This window comes from Streptomyces sp. NPDC004327 (assembly GCF_042873935.1).
Lineage (GTDB): Bacteria > Actinomycetota > Actinomycetes > Streptomycetales > Streptomycetaceae > Streptomyces.
Genome location: NZ_JBIAME010000002.1, coordinates 322827 through 341110 on the forward strand (window position 1 = coordinate 322827; position 18284 = coordinate 341110).

General features: G+C 72.9%; 15 protein-coding genes. 8 read left to right on the forward strand and 7 right to left on the reverse strand.

Going from position 1 to position 18284, the window contains the following annotated elements; translation table 11 throughout:
- Positions 1 to 152: 152 nt before the first annotated feature.
- Complete coding sequence (locus ACFYU9_RS07520; RefSeq protein ID WP_389343469.1) at positions 153 to 1997, forward strand: APC family permease; 1845 nt, start codon at positions 153 to 155, stop codon at positions 1995 to 1997.
- 75 nt (positions 1998 to 2072) lie between these two features.
- Here ACFYU9_RS07520 and ACFYU9_RS07525 read toward each other — a convergent pair whose 3' ends face one another.
- A complete protein-coding gene (locus tag ACFYU9_RS07525; protein WP_389343471.1) occupies positions 2073 to 2627 on the reverse strand; it encodes a hypothetical protein in 555 nt (184 codons plus the stop codon).
- 425 nt (positions 2628 to 3052) lie between these two features.
- Between ACFYU9_RS07525 and kdpF the strand changes: the two genes are divergently transcribed.
- The 6 genes from kdpF (at position 3053) to ACFYU9_RS07555 (ending at position 10939) form a co-directional block, all read left to right on the forward strand.
- Positions 3053 to 3142: a K(+)-transporting ATPase subunit F gene (gene kdpF / locus ACFYU9_RS07530; RefSeq protein ID WP_018845955.1), complete on the forward strand. Its 90-nt coding sequence runs from the start codon at positions 3053 to 3055 to the stop codon at positions 3140 to 3142.
- An 8-nt stretch (positions 3143 to 3150) separates the two neighbouring features.
- Positions 3151 to 4815: a potassium-transporting ATPase subunit KdpA gene (gene kdpA / locus ACFYU9_RS07535; RefSeq protein WP_389343475.1), complete on the forward strand. Its 1665-nt coding sequence runs from the start codon at positions 3151 to 3153 to the stop codon at positions 4813 to 4815.
- Positions 4812 to 6926: a potassium-transporting ATPase subunit KdpB gene (gene kdpB / locus ACFYU9_RS07540; RefSeq protein ID WP_389206300.1), complete on the forward strand. Its 2115-nt coding sequence runs from the start codon at positions 4812 to 4814 to the stop codon at positions 6924 to 6926. Before kdpA ends, kdpB begins: the two co-directional genes overlap by 4 nt.
- A gap of 1 nt (position 6927) precedes the next feature.
- Entirely contained in the window at positions 6928 to 7611 is a 684-nt protein-coding gene (locus tag ACFYU9_RS07545; protein WP_389343478.1) for a potassium-transporting ATPase subunit C, read from the forward strand.
- A 93-nt stretch (positions 7612 to 7704) separates the two neighbouring features.
- Positions 7705 to 8421 (forward strand): response regulator, encoded by a 717-nt coding sequence (locus ACFYU9_RS07550; RefSeq protein ID WP_389206296.1) that lies wholly within the window; start codon positions 7705 to 7707, stop codon positions 8419 to 8421.
- Positions 8414 to 10939, forward strand: coding sequence for an ATP-binding protein (locus ACFYU9_RS07555; protein WP_389206294.1), 2526 nt, complete (start codon positions 8414 to 8416; stop codon positions 10937 to 10939). Before ACFYU9_RS07550 ends, ACFYU9_RS07555 begins: the two co-directional genes overlap by 8 nt.
- 62 nt (positions 10940 to 11001) lie before the next feature.
- Here the strand turns inward: ACFYU9_RS07555 and ACFYU9_RS07560 are convergent, their stop codons facing one another.
- The 3 genes from ACFYU9_RS07560 to ACFYU9_RS07570 form a co-directional block, all read right to left on the reverse strand.
- Positions 11002 to 11745, reverse strand: coding sequence for an SDR family oxidoreductase (locus tag ACFYU9_RS07560; protein WP_389206293.1), 744 nt, complete (start codon positions 11743 to 11745; stop codon positions 11002 to 11004).
- A 244-nt stretch (positions 11746 to 11989) separates the two neighbouring features.
- On the reverse strand, positions 11990 to 13411 hold the full coding sequence (locus tag ACFYU9_RS07565; RefSeq protein WP_389343481.1) for a DHA2 family efflux MFS transporter permease subunit: 1422 nt from the start codon (positions 13409 to 13411) through the stop codon (positions 11990 to 11992).
- A 30-nt stretch (positions 13412 to 13441) separates the two neighbouring features.
- Positions 13442 to 14113, reverse strand: a complete 672-nt coding sequence (locus tag ACFYU9_RS07570; RefSeq protein WP_389343484.1) for an NADPH-dependent FMN reductase — start codon at positions 14111 to 14113, stop codon at positions 13442 to 13444.
- 129 nt (positions 14114 to 14242) lie between these two features.
- On the opposite strand from ACFYU9_RS07570, the gene ACFYU9_RS07575 reads away from it, so the two are divergent.
- Positions 14243 to 14944, forward strand: coding sequence for a TetR/AcrR family transcriptional regulator (locus ACFYU9_RS07575; RefSeq protein WP_389343487.1), 702 nt, complete (start codon positions 14243 to 14245; stop codon positions 14942 to 14944).
- 70 nt (positions 14945 to 15014) lie between these two features.
- On the opposite strand, the gene ACFYU9_RS07580 is transcribed toward ACFYU9_RS07575, so the two are convergent.
- From ACFYU9_RS07580 to ACFYU9_RS07590, 3 genes are all read right to left on the reverse strand, one after another.
- The gene (locus ACFYU9_RS07580) at positions 15015 to 15854 is read right to left on the reverse strand and encodes an L-threonylcarbamoyladenylate synthase (protein WP_389343490.1); all 840 of its coding nucleotides are present in this window, start codon (positions 15852 to 15854) and stop codon (positions 15015 to 15017) included.
- A 93-nt stretch (positions 15855 to 15947) separates the two neighbouring features.
- Positions 15948 to 17048, reverse strand: coding sequence for a serine hydrolase domain-containing protein (locus ACFYU9_RS07585; RefSeq protein WP_389343493.1), 1101 nt, complete (start codon positions 17046 to 17048; stop codon positions 15948 to 15950).
- Positions 17049 to 17126: 78 nt separating this feature from the next.
- Entirely contained in the window at positions 17127 to 18083 is a 957-nt protein-coding gene (locus tag ACFYU9_RS07590) for a LysR family transcriptional regulator (protein ID WP_389343496.1), read from the reverse strand.
- Positions 18084 to 18284 lie beyond the last annotated feature (201 nt).

The window sequence follows — 18284 nt, forward strand, 5'->3', positions numbered from 1 at the left end:
CGTAGGTCGCCTGCCGCGTCAGGATCCCGTCAAGAGGGAGGTCATCGGCGTCAAGAGCGCGGGAGGACCGCACCGGGCAGCCGGAAACGGGCCGCACTCTGGGGCAGACCTGCAGGGACGCTGCAAGGACCCGGAGCGAAAGGGACCCGGAGATGGCTGTCGAGACCGAGGCGAGCACCGCCGCACAGGGTGTGCAGGAGCCTCCTGACGCTCCGGATCCCGATCCCGGCGCGCGGCACCGGCTCACCGCGCTCCAGGGCCTCGCCGCCCTCTCGCTCGACGCGATGGCGTCCGTCGCGTACGGCCCCGAGGCCATCGTGCTCGTCCTGGCCGCGGCCGGCGCGCACGGGCTCGGCTTCACGCTGCCGGTCACGCTCGCCATCGCGGGCCTGCTGGCCGTGCTCGTCGCCTCATACCGGCAGGTCATCGCGGCCTTCCCGGACGGCGGCGGCTCGTACGCGGTCGCCAAGACGCACCTGGGGCGGCGCGCCGGCCTGGTCGCCGCGGCCTCGCTCGTCCTCGACTACGTGCTCAACGTGGCCGTCGCCGTCACCGCCGGCGTCGCCGCCCTCACCTCCGCCTTCCCCGGGCTCCACGACGCCCGGCTGCCGGTCTGCCTCGGCGTCCTCGTGCTCATCACGGCCGTGAACCTGCGCGGCATCGTCGACTCGGCCCGCGCGTTCCTCGTGCCGACGGCCGTCTTCGTCGGCGCGATCCTCGCCATAGTGGCCGTCGGCCTCTTCCGGGACGCGCCGGTCTCCACCGCCGCCTCCGCCGGACACGCCTCCGTCCTCGCCGCAAACGCCACGACGGTCGGTGCGCTGCTGCTGCTCAAGGCGTTCGCCTCCGGCTGCTCCGCGCTCACCGGCGTCGAGGCGATCGCCAACGCCGTCCCGTCCTTCCGCGCCCCGGCCGCCCGCCGCGCCCAGCGCGCCGAGGTCGCGCTCGGCGCGCTGCTCGGCGTCATGCTGATCGGCCTGTCGGTCCTCATCTCGCGCTTCGGCCTCCAGCCGGTCGAGGGCGTCACCGTCCTCGCCCAGCTCGCCGACGCCTCCTTCGGTCACAACTGGATGTTCTACGTCGTCCAGTTCGCCACCATGGTGCTGCTCGCGCTCTCCGCGAACACCTCCTTCGGCGGCCTGCCCGTCCTCCTCAAGCTGCTGGCGCGCGACGACTTCGTGCCGCACGTCTTCGGCCTCAAGGCCGACCGCCAGGTGCACCGGCACGGCGTGGTCTGGCTCGCCGTCGTCTCGGCCGCACTGCTGGTCTTCTCCGGCGGTGACACCAACACCCTCGTCCCGCTCTTCGCGATCGGCGTCTTCGTCGGCTTCACGCTCGCGCAGACCGGCATGGTGCTGCACTGGAAGGCCACCCGGCAGTGGGGCAAGGCGCTGCGGGGCGGCCTCGGCGCGGTCCTCACCGGCGTCTCGGCGGTCGTCGTCACCGCCACCAAGTTCCACGACGGCGCCTGGCTGATCGTGATCGCCCTGCCGCTGCTCGTGCTCCTCTTCGAGGGCGTGCACCGGGCGTACGGCCGGATCGGCGAGCGCCTCGGCGTCGGCCGCGTCCCCGAACCGCCGCACCGCGCCCACTCGGTGGTCCTGGTGCCCGTCTCCTCCCTCACCCGCGTGACCAGTGAGGCCCTGACCGCCGCCGTCTCCCTCGGCGACGAGGTCCGCGCGCTCACCGTCTGCCACCCCGATCCCGAGGACCGCGCCCAGACCGAGGCGCTGGAACGCGACTGGGCCCTGTGGAACCCGGGCGTCCCGCTGATCCGCCTCACCTCGGCCCGCCGCTCGCTCGGCCGCCCGATCACCGCCAATGTACGGGAACTGGCCGCCGCCCGGCCGGACAGCCGCGTCACCGTCCTCATCCCGGAGGCCGAACCGGAACGGCTCTGGCAGCGCCTCCTGCAGAACCAGCGCGGCGCGGTCGTCGCCCACGCGGTGCGGCGGGACACGGACGCGGCGGTGTGCCGGCTGCGGTTCCGCGTCTGACGCCCGCGGACGCACGAAAGCGGCGCCGCCCAGGGGGAGGGGCGGCGCCGCTTGCGTACGTGCAGCGCTCGGAGCTCAGAGGCCGGAGGCGCGGAACACGAGCCGCGCCGTCTCCCGGTCGATGCGGCGCTGCATCTGGTGCAGCGCGGTCTGGCCGCACAGCAGCGTGCCGTCCCGCAGGGACGTGCGGGCGGCGGAGTCGACGAGCCGCCACAGGGGCGGGTTGTCGATGAGGACCTGCGGGTCGAGCTCGGCCCGTCCGCCGTCCTTGTCGCGCAGCACCAGCCGCTGCGCCACGCCGTTGGACCAGCGCACGGACACGAGCCGTTCGGTGTGGACCGTCTGCCGGGACCACAGCCCGCGCACGCTGAGCCGGCCCGGCGCGGCGCTGACCCGGGCCGGGAGCAGGATCATGAAGAGCAGCACGGCGAGCGCGATCCACAGCACCACGCGCCAGGCCTCCGTACCGCCGTCGACCGCGTCCACGACGAGCAGGGCGGCGAGCAGCGCTGTCGCGCAGCCGGCGGCGGCGCGGGCCTCGCCAGCCCAGGTGGTGTCGCGGGCGGTGTCGGGGGCGGTGTCGGGGGGTTCGCGGTCGCCGAGACCGGGAGGGACCTTCACGGGCTTCATACAAGGGACGCTAGGCCCGCACCGGGGCGGCGTCACCGGCCCTGACGAACCGCTGACGCCGTGAGCGGCAACCTTGACGCCCGCCTGACGCCTGCCCCGACGCCTGCCCGACGGGCGTCTTCGCGACAGGCGCGACAGGGCGGTGCCGACCGCACGCGCGCCTGACGTCCGCCGGCCGGGCCCGGCGTGGCCTCGGGGGAACGCTCCTGTCCGAAACCGGCGTAGAGGACGCGTCAAGACGACCGTCAACGGCGTTAGGGCCCCGTCAACAGCGGCGGTGACCTGGCCGGAACGCGGTTTTCTCGTCACGTCAGGAAATTCCGCTCTCTCTGTCAGGAGCTCACGATGGCCGACGTGGCCTTCGTGGTCACCACGCTCGCGATCTTCGCGCTGGTGGCCTTCATCGCCAAGGGGGTGGCGAAACTGTGACCGCTGAGAACATCGTCGGCCTCGTCGTCGCCGTCGCCCTGCTCGGGTACCTCGTCCTCGCCCTCGTCAAGCCGGAGAGGTTCTGAGCCCCGACATGAGTCCCGTACTTGCCGGTGTCCTCCAGCTCCTGGCGCTGATCGTCGCCCTCGGCCTGTCGTACAAGCCGCTGGGCGAGTACATGGCGCGGGTCTACTCCTCGGAGAAGCACCTCAGGGCCGAGAAGTGGATCTACAAGGCCATCGGCGCCCATCCCGACACCGAGATGCGCTGGCCCGCGTACCTGCGCGGGGTGCTCGCCTTCTCCGTCGTGAGCGTCCTCTTCCTCTACCTCCTCCAGCGCGTCCAGGGCTCCCTGCCCGGCTCGCTCGGCTTCGTGTCGATCGACCCGGACCAGGCGTTCAACACCGCCGCGTCCTTCGTCGCCAACACCAACTGGCAGTCGTACTCCGGCGAGCAGGCCATGGGCCACGTCGTGCAGACCGGCGGCCTCGCGGTGCAGAACTTCGTCTCGGCGGCGGTCGGGATCGCCGTGGCGGTCGCCCTCGTGCGCGGCTTCGCCCGGTCGCGTACCGGTGAGCTCGGCAACTTCTGGGCCGACCTGGTCCGCGGCTCGATCCGCATTCTGCTGCCGATCTCCGTCGTCGGCGCGATCGTCCTGGTCGCCTGCGGTGCGATCCAGAACTTCTCCGGGATCCACGAGGTCGGCCAGTTCACGGGCGGCTCGCAGCAGTGGAACGGCGGCGCGGTCGCCTCGCAGGAGGTCATCAAGGAGCTGGGCACCAACGGCGGCGGCTACTTCAACGCCAACTCGGCCCACCCCTTCGAGAATCCCAACGGGCTCTCCAACCTCTTCGAGATCTACCTGATCCTGGTCATCCCGTTCGCGCTCACCCGCACCTTCGGCCGCATGGTCGGCTCGATCAAGCAGGGCTACGCGATCCTCGCGACCATGGGCGTCATCTGGCTCGGTTTCACCGCGCTGATGATGTGGACCGAGTTCGCCCATCCGGGCCCCGCCTTCGACATCGCGGGCGGCGCCATGGAGGGCAAGGAGACCCGCTTCGGCGTCGGCGGCTCGTCGATCTTCGCCGTGGCCACCACGCTGACCTCGACCGGCGCGGTCAACTCCTTCCACTCCTCCTTCACCGGCTTCGGCGGCGGCATCGCGATGCTCGGCATGCAGCTCGGCGAGATCGCGCCCGGAGGCACCGGCTCCGGCCTCTACGGCATGCTGATCATGGCGATCATCGCCGTCTTCATCGCCGGTCTGATGGTCGGCCGCACCCCCGAGTACCTCGGCAAGAAGATCGGCACCCGCGAGATCAAGTACGCGGCCTGCTACATCCTCGTCACCCCGGCGCTCGTCCTGACCTTCACCGCCCTCGCGATGGCGCTGCCCACGCCCGCCGACTCCATGACGAACACCGGCGCGCACGGCTTCTCCGAGATCCTGTACGCCTATACCTCCGGCGCCAACAACAACGGCTCCGCCTTCGCCGGCCTGAACGCCGACACCCCGTGGTTCAACACGACGATCGGCATCGCGATGCTGCTCGGCCGCTTCCTGCCCATGGTGTTCGTGCTCGCGCTCGCCGGCTCGCTCGCCGAGCAGGCACCCGTACCCGAGACCGCGGGCACCCTGCGCACCGAGAAGCCGCTCTTCACCGGCCTGCTCGTCGGCACGATCATGATCATCACCGGTCTCACCTACTTCCCGGCCCTGGCGCTGGGTCCGCTCGCCGAAGGGCTGGCAGCATGAGCACCCTCACACCCACGCGCGCTCCTCATGAGGACGCGCCCCGGCCTCCGCACCAGGAAGCCGACGCAGGACGGGTCGGCGCGGGCCTGTTCGACCCCGCGCAGCTGCTGAAGTCGCTGCCGGACGCGCTGCGCAAGCTCGACCCGCGCGTGATGGTCAAGTCGCCGGTCATGTTCGTGGTTCTCGTCGGTTCGGTGGTCACGACCGTCCTCGCGATCAGGAACCCGGGCGACTGGTTCGGCTGGGCGATCACCGCCTGGCTGTGGCTGACCACCGTCTTCGCCAACCTCGCGGAGGCCGTGGCCGAGGGCCGCGGCAAGGCCCAGGCCGACACCCTGCGCAAGGCCAAGACCGACACCGTCGCCCGCCGCCTGGTGACGGACGGCGGCGAGGAGCGGGTCCCCGGCACCGAGCTGAAGATCGGCGACCTCGTCGTCTGCGAGGCCGGCGACGTCATCCCCGGCGACGGTGACGTCGTCGAGGGCGTCGCCTCGGTCGACGAGTCGGCGATCACCGGCGAGTCCGCTCCGGTCATCCGCGAGTCCGGCGGCGACCGCTCGGCCGTCACCGGCGGTACGAAGGTGCTGTCCGACCGCGTCGTCATCAAGATCACGACGAAGCCCGGCGAGACCTTCATCGACCGCATGATCAACCTGGTCGAGGGCGCCGCCCGGCAGAAGACGCCCAACGAGATCGCCCTCAACATCCTGCTGGCGTCCCTCACCATCGTCTTCCTGCTCGCCGTCGTCACCCTGAAGCCCTTCGCGATCTACGCGGGCGCCGACAAGCAGACCTCGATGATCGTGCTGACCGCCCTGCTGGTCTGCCTCATCCCGACCACCATCGGCGCGCTGCTCTCCGCGATCGGCATCGCCGGCATGGACCGCCTGGTCCAGCGCAACGTCCTCGCGATGTCCGGCCGCGCCGTCGAGGCCGCCGGCGACGTGTCGACGCTGCTCCTCGACAAGACCGGCACGATCACCCTCGGCAACCGCCAGGCCGCCGAGTTCGTGCCCGTACGCGGTACGACCGAGGCGGAGGTCGCCGACGCCGCCCAGCTCTCCTCGCTGGCCGACGAGACGCCCGAGGGCCGCTCGATCGTCGTCCTCGCCAAGGAGAAGTACGGGCTGCGCGAGCGCCACCAGGGCGAGCTGGCGGACGCCGAGTGGATCGCGTTCACCGCGCAGACCCGGATGTCCGGCGTGGACGTCGATGGGCGGAAGGTCCGCAAGGGCGCGGCCGGTTCGGTCGTGGCCTGGGTGAAGGAACACGGTGGAGAGGTCGCCAAGGACGCCCAGGACGTCACCGACGCCATTTCCCAGGCTGGTGGCACGCCGCTCCTGGTGGCTGTGGAGGATGACGAGGGCGCGCGTGTCCTGGGTGTCATCCACCTGAAGGACGTCGTCAAGGAGGGCATGCGGGAGCGGTTCGACGAGCTGCGCCGCATGGGCATCAAGACGATCATGATCACGGGTGACAACCCGCTGACCGCCAAGGCCATCGCCGAGGAGGCGGGTGTCGACGACTTCCTCGCCGAGGCCACCCCCGAGGACAAGATGGCCCTCATCAAGCGCGAGCAGGCCGGCGGCAAGCTCGTGGCGATGACGGGCGACGGCACGAACGACGCACCTGCGCTCGCCCAGGCGGATGTCGGCGTGGCGATGAACACGGGTACGTCGGCCGCGAAGGAGGCCGGCAACATGGTCGACCTCGACTCCAACCCGACCAAGCTCATCGAGATCGTCGAGATCGGCAAGCAGCTCCTCATCACCCGGGGCGCGCTGACGACCTTCTCCATCGCCAACGACGTCGCGAAGTACTTCGCGATCATCCCCGCGATGTTCGCGGTCGCCTACCCGGGCCTGGACAAGCTCAACATCATGGCGCTGTCCTCGCCGGAGTCCGCGATCCTCTCCGCGGTCATCTTCAACGCGCTGATCATCATCGCCCTCGTGCCGCTCGCCCTGAAGGGCGTGCGCTACCGGCCCACCAGCGCCGACAAGATGCTCCGCCGCAACCTCGGGCTCTACGGACTCGGCGGCCTGATCGCCCCGTTCATCGGCATCAAGATCATCGACCTGCTCCTCTCCCTCATCCCCGGAATCGGCTGACATGAACAACTCCGTAGGAAACGCGGGGCGGTTGCTCTGGGCGGGCCTGCGTGCCCTCCTCGTCCTCACGGTCGTGCTCGGCGTGCTCTACCCGCTAGCCGTCACCGGGATCGCCCAGGGCCTGTTCCACGACAAGGCCAACGGCTCGGAGATCAAGGACGCGAGCGGCAGGGTCGTCGGCTCCGAACTCATCGGCCAGACCTACCACCTGCCCCTGAAGAACGGCGAGGAGACGGCGAGCGCGGACCTCAAGTGGTTCCAGCCGCGCCCGTCGAACGGCCTCGGCAGCAACTCCGTCAACACCCAGTACAAGATCATCCTCTCGGGTGCGACGAACCGCTCCGCCGACAACGCCGACCTGATCAAGTGGGTCACCGACGCCAAGGCGGCCGTGATCAAGGACAACTCCACCGCCGACTTCACGGTGAAGCCGTCCGACGTGCCCGCCGACGCCGTCACCTCCTCCGGCTCCGGCCTCGACCCGCACATCTCCCCGGAGTACGCCAGGCTCCAGGTCCACCGGATCGCCGCCCTGAACCACCTCACCGTGGCCCAGGTCGACGAGCTGGTCGCCGGCCACACCGACGGCCGGATCCTCGGCTTCATCGGCGAGCCCCGGGTCAACGTCCTGCAGCTCAACATCGCGCTGAAGGCGCTCGTCTCGGACACCCCGGCCAAGAGCTGAGCGGTGCCGTCGACCACACAGCAGGCCACGGGCCCGGGACACGCTCCCGGGCCCGTCGGCCATGAGACGCAACGACAGAAAGGCGGCACGCAGATGACCCGGGTACTGGTCGTGGAGGACGACCCGCAGCTCGCGCGGGCGCTGGTCATCAACCTCCAGGCGCGTACGTACGAGGTCGACGCCGCGCCCGACGGGGCCACCGCGCTGCGCCTGGCCGCCGACCGCCGGCCGGACGTCGTCGTGCTCGACCTCGGGCTGCCCGACATGGACGGCATCGACGTCATCGCGGGGCTGCGCGGCTGGACGCGGGTGCCGATCCTGGTGCTGTCCGCCCGTACCGCCTCCGAGGAGAAGGTGCACGCCCTCGACGTCGGCGCCGACGACTACATGACCAAGCCGTTCAGCATGGACGAGCTGCTCGCCCGGCTGCGCGCCGCCGCCCGGCGCCGCGAGGCCGTCCCCGGAACCGAGGTCACCGCCGTCGACACCGCGCACTTCACCGTCGACCTGGTGGCCCGCAAGGTCCGGCGCGAGGGCCGGGACGTCCGGCTCACCCCGACCGAGTGGCACCTGCTCGACATCCTGGTCCGCAACCCCGGCCGCCTCGTCGCCCAGCGCCGGCTCCTGGAGGAGGTCTGGGGCGCGGGTTACCGAGGCAACACCAACTACCTGCGCGTCTACATGGCCCAGTTGCGGCGCAAACTCGAACCGGACCCCTCCCACCCGCGATACCTGATCACCGAGTCCGGCATGGGCTACCGATTCGAGCCCGCTGGGGCCGACGAGACGACGGGACCCGCCCATGGCTAGGCGAGGCAAGCTCCGGATCTACCTCGGCTCGGCGCCCGGCGTCGGCAAGACGTACGCGATGCTCTCCGAGGGCCACCGGAGGGTCGAGCGAGGTACGGACTGCGTGGTCGCGTTCGTCGAGCACCACGGCCGGCCGCGCACGGAGGTGATGCTGCACGGCCTGGAGGTCGTACCGCGCAAGCAGATCGAGTACCGGGGCACCGCCTTCCCCGAGATGGACCTCGACGCCGTGCTCGCCCGCAGGCCGGCCGTCGCGCTCGTCGACGAACTCCCGCACACCAACGTGCCCGGCTCGCGCAACGCCAAGCGCTGGCAGGACGTGGAGGAGCTGCTCGCCGCCGGGATCGACGTCGTCTCGACCGTCAACATCCAGCACCTGGAGTCGCTCGGCGACGTCGTCGAGTCGATCACGGGTGTGCGGCAGCGGGAGACGGTGCCGGACGAGGTCGTCCGCCGCGCCGACCAGATAGAGCTGGTCGACATGTCGCCGCAGGCGCTGCGGCGGCGCATGGCGCACGGGAACGTCTACCAGCCCGACAAGGTCGACGCGGCCCTGTCCAACTACTTCCGCCCGGGCAACCTGACCGCGCTGCGGGAGCTGGCGCTGCTGTGGACGGCGGACCGGGTCGACGAGTACCTCCAGGAGTACCGGACCGAGCACCGGGTCTCGAAGATCTGGGCCTCCCGCGAGCGGATCGTCGTCGGCCTCACCGGCGGCCCGGAAGGCCGCACCCTGATACGGCGCGCGGTCCGGCTCGCCGAGAAGGGCGCCGGTGGTGAGGTGCTCGCCGTCTACATCTCCCGCAGTGACGGCCTCACCGCCGCCTCGCCGAAGGAACTCGCCGTCCAGCGCACCCTCGTCGAGGACCTCGGCGGCACCTTCCACCACGTCGTCGGCGACGACGTCCCGGCCGGGCTGCTGTCCTTCGCGCGCGGCGTGAACGCCACGCAGATCGTGCTCGGCGTCTCCCGCCGCCGCTCCTGGCAGTCGGTGCTCAGCCCCGGCGTCAGCGCCACCGTCGCCCGCGAGTCCGGCCCGGACCTCGACGTCCACATCGTCACGCACGACGCGATGGCCAAGGGCCGGGGCCTGCCGGTCGCCCGCGCGGGCCGGCTGCTCGGCCGGGCCCGGATCGTGTGGGGCTGGCTGGTCGGCGTGGTCGGCCCGGTCCCGCTGGCCCTGCTGCTCGGCCGGCTGGCCCCGGACATGGGCCTCGCCAACGACATGCTGCTCTTCCTGTCGCTGACGGTCGCGGCCGCCCTGCTCGGCGGGCTGCTGCCGGCGCTCGTCTCCGCGGCCGTCGGCTCCCTCGTACTGAACTACTACTTCACGCCGCCGACCGGACAGCTGACCATCGCCGACCCGGAGAACATGGTCGCACTGCTGATCTTCGTCGGCGTGGCCATATCCGTCGCCTCGGTCGTGGACCTCGCCGCCCGCCGCACCCACCAGGCCGCCCGGCTGCGCGCCGAGGCCGAGACCCTGTCCTTCCTCGCCGGCAGCGTGCTGCGCGGCGAGACCGGACTCGACTCGCTGCTCGAACGGGTCCGCGAGACCTTCTCCATGGAGTCCGTCGCCCTCCTCGAACGGGCCGGCGACCTGGAACCCTGGAGCTGTACGGCGAGCGTCGGCGCCGCCGCCCCGGTCGCCCGGCCGGAGGACGCCGACGTCGGCATGCCCGTCAGCGACCGTCTCGCGCTGGCCCTCACCGGCCGCGTGCTGCCCGCCGAGGACCGGCGCGTGCTCGGCGCCTTCGCCGCGCAGGCCGCCGTCGTCCTGGACCGCCAGCGGCTCGTCGACGAGGCCGAGGAGGCCCGCCGGCTCGCCGAGGGCAACAAGATCCGTACGTCCCTGCTCGCCGCCGTCAGCCACGACCTGCGCACTCCGCTCGCCGGCATCAAGGCGTCGGTCTCGTCCCTGCGTTCGGACGACGTGCAGTGGACCGAGGACGACAAGGCGCTGCTCCTGGAGGGCATCGAGGACGGCGCCGACCGCCTCGACCACCTCGTCGGCAACCTCCTCGACATGTCCCGCCTGGAGACCGGCACGGTCACGCCCGTCATCCGCGAGACCGACCTCGACGAGGTCGTCCCCATGGCCCTCGGCGGCGTCCCCGAAGGCAGCGTCGACCTCGACATCCCCGAGACCCTCCCGATGGTCGCCGTCGACCGCGGCCTCCTGGAGCGGGCCGTCGCCAACATCGTCGAGAACGCCGTCAAGTACAGCCCGCCCGGCATGCCCGTCCTCGTCAAGGCGGGCGCCTTCGCCGACCGCGTCGAACTCCGCGTCGTCGACCGCGGCCCCGGCGTCCCCGACGAGGCCAAGGACCGCATCTTCGGCGCCTTCCAGCGCTACGGCGACGCTCCGCGCGGCGCGGGCGTCGGCCTCGGCCTCGCCGTTGCCCGCGGCTTCGTCGAGGCGATGGGCGGCACCCTGACCGCCGAGGACACGCCGGGCGGCGGCCTGTCGATGGCGATCACGGTGCCGCGGGCGATCACGGTGCCGGTGCGGCCCTGAAAGCGCGGCGGGCCGGGGCAGGGACAGAGGTCGGGGCCGGGGGGCGGGCGCCGGGCGTCGGGTCAGCCCGGCATGCCCTCGAAGTGGAAGGCGCTGATGTAGCAGTCGCGCGGCTGTCCGATCGCGAACGTCACGCAGTCGAGGACCGACTGCGGCGACAGCGGGTCCTGGGCGCCGCGCGGCGTCTCGTCCCACTCCGGGGTGTGCGGGGCACGGGTGCTGTCGAAGTCCGGCGGGTAGAGGGAGATGACGCGGACGCCCCGGGGGCGCAGGCGGCGGGAGAGGGCCTCGGTGAAGCCGCGCTGGGCGTGCTTGGACGCGAAGTACGCCTCGTGGGCGGTCGGGTGGTCCGCGCCCGGCACGCCGCACGCCGACACCATGGTGACGACGTCTGGCCGGTCCGAGGCGAGGAGCAGCGGCAGCAGGTTCTTGGTGACGAGGATGGTCCCGGCGCCGGTCGAGGCCAGGGCGTCGGCCACGTCCTCGTCGGAGACGGACAGCAGATCGGGCGCGGCGAGCCAGCGGGCCGCGTTGTTGACGAGCACGTCGATCCGGTCGGTGACCTTGGCGACGTCCGCCGCGAAGGCCCGTATCGAGGCCGGGTCGGCCAGCTCGCAGGCGAAGGCGTGCACCCGGTCCGGGTCGTGGCCGCGGCCGACGAGCTCCGCCCGCACCTCCTCGGCGGCCGCCGACGAGCGTGCGGAGAGGAAGAGTTCGGCGCCGAGCCCGGAGAAGTGGTGGGCGAGGGCCCGGCCGAAGTCGCGCCCGGCGCCCGTGACGACGATGCGGCGGTCGGAGAGGTCCATGACGTGTCCTTGGGGTGCTGGGATACGTGGGTGAGGGCAGACTAACCGCCGGTGCGGGACGGCCCCGGCGGGAAGATGGCCGGTACGGGACGGTGGGTCGGCGAAAGACGCTCGGCGGCGGGCGCCGGACGTGCCCGGCGCCCGTTCTCCGCGAGCAACGAAGTCCGGATTTCCCCCTGTTGCGCGACCCGGCTCCCGCGAGGGGCGAGGGGTGAGGACGGGCGAGGGGGAGGGAGCGGCAGGGTCAGCGGTCGGCGCGGGACCCGCCCGGCAGCAGCAGCGCCGGTACGAGGGCCAGCGCCAGCAGCGTCGCCGCCACCGCGTACGTCGTCCGGAAGCCGGCCGGGTCGACGCCCGCCTGGCCGAGCACCACCGAGCACAGGGCCGTGCCGATCGACGCGCCCACCTGGGAGTTGATGCTCAGGGCGGTGCTGGCGGCGGCGAGGCGGTCCTTGGGGAGGCCGCGGCTCGCGAGGGTCATCGTCGGCATCAGGACCGTGCCCGCGCCCACACCCATCAGCATCGCCGAGCCGACGACCTGCCAGACCGGAGCCCCGTCCCGGCCGGTCTGCAGCGCGCTCAGCGCCATGCCGAGCGCCGCGAGGGCGACGCCCGCCGGGATCATCCGGCGGGGCGAGACGTGGTCGATGCGCCGGGCCGCGATCTGCATGGCCAGGCCGACCGCCAGGCCGACCGGGGCGGACAGGAGCCCGGCCGAGCTCGCGCTGAGCCCGCGCACGCCCTGCCAGTACACCGGGGCGAGCAGCATCGAACCGAAGTAGCCGCAGGTGAACAGCGCGAGGGTGACGATCGCCGTGGCGAACGTGCGGTCGCGCAGCAGCCGCAGGTCCAGCAGCGGCGTACGGGCCGTCAGGGCGCGCCGTACGAAGGCGGCGACGAGCAGCACCCCGGCGGCCGTGGGGAGCCAGGCCCCGGGGGCCGTGAAGTCGCCGGCCTCGCCGCCGCGGGCGAGCCCGTAGAGCAGCAGCGCGAGGCCGGGGGAGAGCATCAGCAGACCGGGTACGTCCAGGCGGGGCGCCGGGTCGCCGGCGCGCGGGGCGTCCGGGCGGAGCAGCCGGGCGGCGAGGACGAGCGCGAGCGCGCCGACGGGCAGGTTGACCAGGAAGATCCAGTGCCAGGAGGCGGCGTCGACGAGCCAGCCGCCGAGCGTGGGGCCGACCACCGGGCCGACCAGGACGGGCAGCCCGCCGAACGCCATCGCCCGGCCGAGCCGGGCCGGGTCGGCGGCGCGCATCGTCATCGCCATGCCGACCGGCATGAGGAGCCCGCCGCCGAGCCCCTGCACCGCGCGGAAGGCGATCAGGCTGCCCGCGTCCCAGGAGCACGCGGCGAGCAGGGAGCCGAGGGTGAAGAGGCCGAGCGCGGTGAGGTACGTGCGCCGGGCGCCGATCCGGCCCATCGCCCAGGCCGCCGTCGGGATGACGGCGGCGAGCGCGAGGGTGTAGGCGGTCGCGGCCCACTGGATGGTGGTGAGCGGCGCGTGGAACGCCGTCGACAGGCTGCGCAGGGCCACGTTGACGATGGTCATGTCGAGGACGGCCATGACGGAGCCGATGACCGTGACGGTCAGGACACGGCCGAGCGGCGTCCCGGCGGCGCCGTCCTCGGCGTCCCGGCGGCGCGCGCCGAGCTGGGCGGTGCTCATGGTGCGTACTCCCTCACGCCTGATCCGGGCTCACGCCTGGTACGGGCGCTCGGTGCGGGCGGTCCGCAGGGCCTGGCCCCACCAGGTGAGCTGGCCCAGCATGCCCTTGGCCGCGCCCTCGGCGATCGCCCCGTCGAGCGGGGTGCCGTCCGGGCCGAGCCCGTTCCACGGGCCGTGCAGGCTGACCTGGTCGCGCACGGTGGCGGCGTGCAGCTCGGCGAAGACCGTCCGCAGCTGCTCGACCGCGCGCACGCCGCCGCCGAGCCCGCCGTACGAGACGAAGCCGACCGGCTTGGCCTGCCACTGCGGCTGGTGCCAGTCGATGAGGTTCTTCAGGGCCGCCGGGAAGCTGTGGTTGTACTCGGGCGTGATGACGACGAAGGCGTCGGCGGCCGCGAGCACCGGCGTCACCGGGGCGAGCGCGGCGACGGCCCGCTCGTTCGGCGCGCTGCCCCAGCCCGGCATGGCCAGCGGCAGGTCGACCGCGGCGAGGTCGATCACGTCGAACTCCATCCCGCCGTGCCGCTCGGCGACGCCCAGGAACCAGTCGGCCACGGCGCCCCCCTGCCGGCCCTCGCGGACGCTGCCGACGAGGACGGCGACGCGCAGCGGGGCGTCGGTGCGGGGCGCGCGGGTCTCGGCGGCCTCGGCGGCCTCGTTGGTCTCGTTGGGCTCGTTGGTCTCAAGGGTGTTCGCGGACATGGCTGTTCCCCCTCCGGGAGTGGCCGGGACGCCCGGTGCGTCCGGCTCACACCAGGAAGGTACAACGATCGTTGTTAAAAGTGCAACGCTCGTTTTACCTGTCGGGTGGTGCGGCGGTAAGGTGCGGACATGAGCAGCACCAACGAAGCCTGGCTGGAGCGGGCCCGGCACGAGGTCCCGCCCCGCAAGCTGGCGAAGCAGATCGCGATCGTCGGCTCCGCGTGCGGAGTGTTCGGACGCGAGGGTTACGCGCGCGCCTCCGTCGACTCGCTCGCCGCCGCGGCCGGCGTCTCGACGCGCACGCTCTACAACCACTTCCCCGGCGGCAAGGCCCTGCTCTTCCAGACCGTCGTCACCTGGACGGCCAACGAGGTGCGGGAAGCCCAACTGGCCAAGCTCCGCGCCCTGCTGGACCCGGAACGGCTGCCGCACCCCGACACCCTGGAACGTGACCTGGTCGCCGTCGCCCGCTCCTTCGCCGACCTGATCACCGAGTACCCCGACCACTTCGCCCTGGTGCGCCACATCCACGCCGAGGTCGGCCACGTCCCCGCCGAGGTGCTCACCGCCTGGCGGGAGGCCGGTCCGGCCCCGGTCACCGACGCCTTCACGGCCGCGCTCACCGCACTCGCCGACGGCGGCCTGCTCGACCTCCACGGCGACCCCGCCCTGGCGGGCGTCCACTTCACGTCGCTGACCTCGGGCCTGATCCTCCAGCGCTCCCACTACGGCGTCCTCCCGCTGCCGCAGGCCGAGACCGACCGCCTGCTGCGGGGCGGAGTGGCCGCGTTCCTGCGCGCGTACCGCTCCGGAGGCGCGGCGGGAGCGTAGAGACGGGCCGGGCGGCTGCCCCTCCGTGCGGGCCGGGCGGCCTCCTCCTCGCCTGCCGCTACCGCTCCCGCTACCGCTCCGCCGGGGGAGCGGAGGCCGCGGAGGGGACGTACGTACGGGCCTGGGGCGGCGCCCCGATGGCCCCCGCAGCCGGGACCAGCGCGAAGCCGTGGTTCGCGGCGACCGACCGGATGTGCTCGGCCGACAGTGAGCCCACCCGCTCCAGCGTCAGCGCCGGCAGTCCGGCCCGCCCGTACCCCGCCGCGCGGTGGAACGACACCACGCTCGTCGCCACCGGCGCGTGGTACGGGTGCCGCAGCCGGGCCGCGCCGTCGTCGGCGTGCGCCAGGACCCGTACGCCCGGCTCGCGACCGAAGTCGCGCACGGCGCCCTCGCCGCGCCAATGGGGCGGCTCGCCCGAGCGGTTGGCGGAGGTGACGAAGAGGAAGCCGGTGCCCGTCCGTTCCTGGGCGGCGGCGAGGAAGGCGTTCGAGGGGCAGTGCCGCCCGGGCGCGACGACCCGCACGGTCCGTACGCCGTCCAGCTCGGCGCTGAGGTGCCCGGGGATCCGGTCGGCGGCCGGGCCGCGGAAGCCGAACGGACCCAGCTCGTACAGCTCCTCCAACAGCGACCGCACCTGCCGCCGCGGCAGCTCGGCCGGCAGCCGGGTCCAGTCGAACAGGCCCGGGATGCCGTCCGGGACGGTGGTCACGCTGCCGGGCCGACCGTCCGGGCGGCCCTTGAGCCGGTTCACGCGGGCGACGGCCTCGCGGTCGGTGCGGGCGGTCAGCGCGTAGAAGTTGGCGAAGCCGTGCACGACCGCGCGCCCCTCGCCGAGCTCCCGGGCGGCCCGTCGTACGGCGTCGTCGTCCCCCAGGACCAGTTCCGCGTCCTCCCGCAGCGTTGTCATCAGCTCTCCTCGCTCGCCTGCCTGATCGTTTACGGCGTGCAACGATCCCGGCGTGATCCGGTCACCACGCGCTCCGGCCGCGGAGCCGCGCGGTCACCCGGCCGGGAACACCGCCTGCCGGAAGGCGTCGCGCACCGCCGTCACCGGGCCGGTGTCGCGCGTGAAGTACAGCTTGTTGGTGAGCAGCACCGCCCAGCGGCCGCGGCCGGGGCTCACCCACATCCCGGTGCCGGTGAAGCCGTAGTGCACCCACACGTCTTCCCGCACCGCAGTCCCGGGCGCCAGATGCCAGAACAGGCCGCGTGCGGGCGTGAGTCCACCGGTGCGGACCCGCAGCGAGGCCGCCGCCCACTCCGGCCCGAAGGGCGGCCGCACCGGATCGAGCAACTGCCGCAGGAACCGCCCGAGATCACCCGCCGTCGAGAACGTCCCCGCGATCCCGCACGCCCCGCCGAGCAGCCGCGTGGAGAAGTCGTGCACGGTGCCCTGGAGATGCGCCCCTGTCTCCTCGTCGTACTCCGTCGGCGCACAGCGCGCGGCGAGCCCGGCCGGCAGCGGCCCGTACCGCGTCCGCGTCATCCCGAGCGGCCCCCACACCCGTACCTCCGCCAGCTCCGCGAGCGGCCGCCCGGTCAGGAACTCCGCCAGATAGCCGAGCACGAGCGCCGCCCGATCGGTGTACTCCACCGCCTCCCCGGCCCGCCGGCGCAGCACCTCCCGCAGCACCCCGTCCCGCACGTCCTGCGGATCCGTCCCGTACAGGGCCCGCAGGTTCGCCCGCAGCGGCAGCCCGGCGGTGTGCGTCAGCAGGTGCAGCGCCGTGACGTCCCCGAGCGGACGCCCGGCGACCTCCGGCCAGAAGCTCCCGAGCGGCACGTCGAGGCGCAGCTTCCCCGCCTCGACGAGCGTCCCGACCACCGGCCACACGGCGATCACCTTGGTGAGGCTGGCGAGGTCGAACAGGGTCGCGGGGGTGGTGGGTTGGGCGTCCGGCGCGGGCGCGGACGCAGGTCCGGACGCGCGCGCGGGCGGCGATGCGGACGGGGGCGCGAGGTGGCCGACCGCCCCGCCCGCCGTGATCCCGGAGGCGTCGCCGGCGGCCCAGACGGCTCCCGGGTACACCCGGTCGCGGACCCCGTCCTGGAGGAGACGTTCGATACGGGCGAGACGGCCTGGGCCGAGCGTCGTGTTCACATCACCTGTGTACCCGTGCGGACCCCGGCGTCACCCGCTCGCCCGCGAGCTCGCGCGGGCGGGTCGGGGGGCCGTTGATCAGTCCGTGGCCCGCAGGGCGTCGCGGTCCGGCCGGGGGAGCCACCAGTCGGCTGCCGGGGGACGGTGCCAGTGGTGGGTCCGGGCGTAGGCGTGGATGAGCTCCAGCGTCCGGTTGACGGCGGGGTGCGTGGTCGCGGTGTTCCAGACGGCGTGCCAGGGGTAGAGCGGGACGGGGTCGGTCAGCGGGCGGGTGGTGAGGCCCTCGGGGAGGTGGACGGCGGTGAGGCCGAAGGCCGGCTGCCGCAGCGCCTGGACGGCGGCCAGCGCGGAGGTGCGGCCGTGCCCGCGCACGCGGGTCGCCACCGTCAGGCCGAACGCTTCGACCGCCCGGTCGGCCCAGTCGCGCCACTCGGCGGACTCGTCGGCGGTGTGGACCAGGAGCGGGTGTTCCGCGAGCACGGCGAGCGGGACCTCGTCCAGGGCCGCGAGGGCGTGGTCGGCGGGGATGACGACGCCGATGGGTTCCAGGCCCACGGGCATGGTGGCGAGCGCGGGCCCGAGCGGGCGGCCGAGGCCGTGCGGGCGGCCGAAGGCGAGGTCGAGGTCGCCGCTGAGCAGCCGGGGCACGGCTGCGGCCAGTCCGTGGCTCTGCACCACCTCGAACGGCAGGTCGGGGGTCCGGGTGCGCAGGTGGTGGATCAGGAGCGTGGAGGGCAGGCCCTCGGTGACGACGTCGATGCGCAGGGGCGCGGGGGTGTGGGCGACCTCGTCGACCAGGCGCTCGGCGTCGTTGAGGAGGCGTCGCCCGCGTCGTACGAAGACCTCGCCGGCCGGGGTGAGGGCGACGTGGCGGCGGTCGCGGGTGAACAGCGGGACGCCGAGGCGCTTCTCCAGCGTCCTGATCTGGGCGGAGAGCGTCTGCTGGGCGATGGCGAGCCTGCTCGCGGCGCGGCCGAAGTGGAGTTCGTCGGCGAGGGCGACGGCGTAGCGCACCTGGCGCAGGTCGAGGTCCACCCCTTCACGGTAACAGTCTGAGGCTGTCACATGGTCGATGAAGAGTGTTGGACCTGCGGCATGACACTGCCGTTGACTGACAGGGATAAAGGCGCCCGTGGTGCGCGAACCGAAGGAACTCAATGCCTTCCATCGGTGAATCGATGGTCAGAGAGCTTCCGTAGTCGTCGGTCCCAACATCCCGCCCGCCCGCTGCCCGTC

What these genes read in the sequence shown, in the direction of transcription:
- ACFYU9_RS07520 (WP_389343469.1), top strand. Translation starts at nt 153, where the DNA reads ATGGCTGTCGAGACCGAGGCGAGCACCGCCGCACAGGGTGTGCAGGAG.
- ACFYU9_RS07525 (WP_389343471.1), bottom strand. Translation starts at nt 2,627, where the DNA reads ATGAAGCCCGTGAAGGTCCCTCCCGGTCTCGGCGACCGCGAACCCCCC.
- kdpA (WP_389343475.1), top strand. Translation starts at nt 3,151, where the DNA reads ATGAGTCCCGTACTTGCCGGTGTCCTCCAGCTCCTGGCGCTGATCGTC.
- kdpB (WP_389206300.1), top strand. Translation starts at nt 4,812, where the DNA reads ATGAGCACCCTCACACCCACGCGCGCTCCTCATGAGGACGCGCCCCGG.
- ACFYU9_RS07545 (WP_389343478.1), top strand. Translation starts at nt 6,928, where the DNA reads ATGAACAACTCCGTAGGAAACGCGGGGCGGTTGCTCTGGGCGGGCCTG.
- ACFYU9_RS07550 (WP_389206296.1), top strand. Translation starts at nt 7,705, where the DNA reads ATGACCCGGGTACTGGTCGTGGAGGACGACCCGCAGCTCGCGCGGGCG.
- ACFYU9_RS07555 (WP_389206294.1), top strand. Translation starts at nt 8,414, where the DNA reads ATGGCTAGGCGAGGCAAGCTCCGGATCTACCTCGGCTCGGCGCCCGGC.
- ACFYU9_RS07560 (WP_389206293.1), bottom strand. Translation starts at nt 11,745, where the DNA reads ATGGACCTCTCCGACCGCCGCATCGTCGTCACGGGCGCCGGGCGCGAC.
- ACFYU9_RS07565 (WP_389343481.1), bottom strand. Translation starts at nt 13,411, where the DNA reads ATGAGCACCGCCCAGCTCGGCGCGCGCCGCCGGGACGCCGAGGACGGC.
- ACFYU9_RS07570 (WP_389343484.1), bottom strand. Translation starts at nt 14,113, where the DNA reads ATGTCCGCGAACACCCTTGAGACCAACGAGCCCAACGAGACCAACGAG.
- ACFYU9_RS07575 (WP_389343487.1), top strand. Translation starts at nt 14,243, where the DNA reads ATGAGCAGCACCAACGAAGCCTGGCTGGAGCGGGCCCGGCACGAGGTC.
- ACFYU9_RS07580 (WP_389343490.1), bottom strand. Translation starts at nt 15,854, where the DNA reads ATGACAACGCTGCGGGAGGACGCGGAACTGGTCCTGGGGGACGACGAC.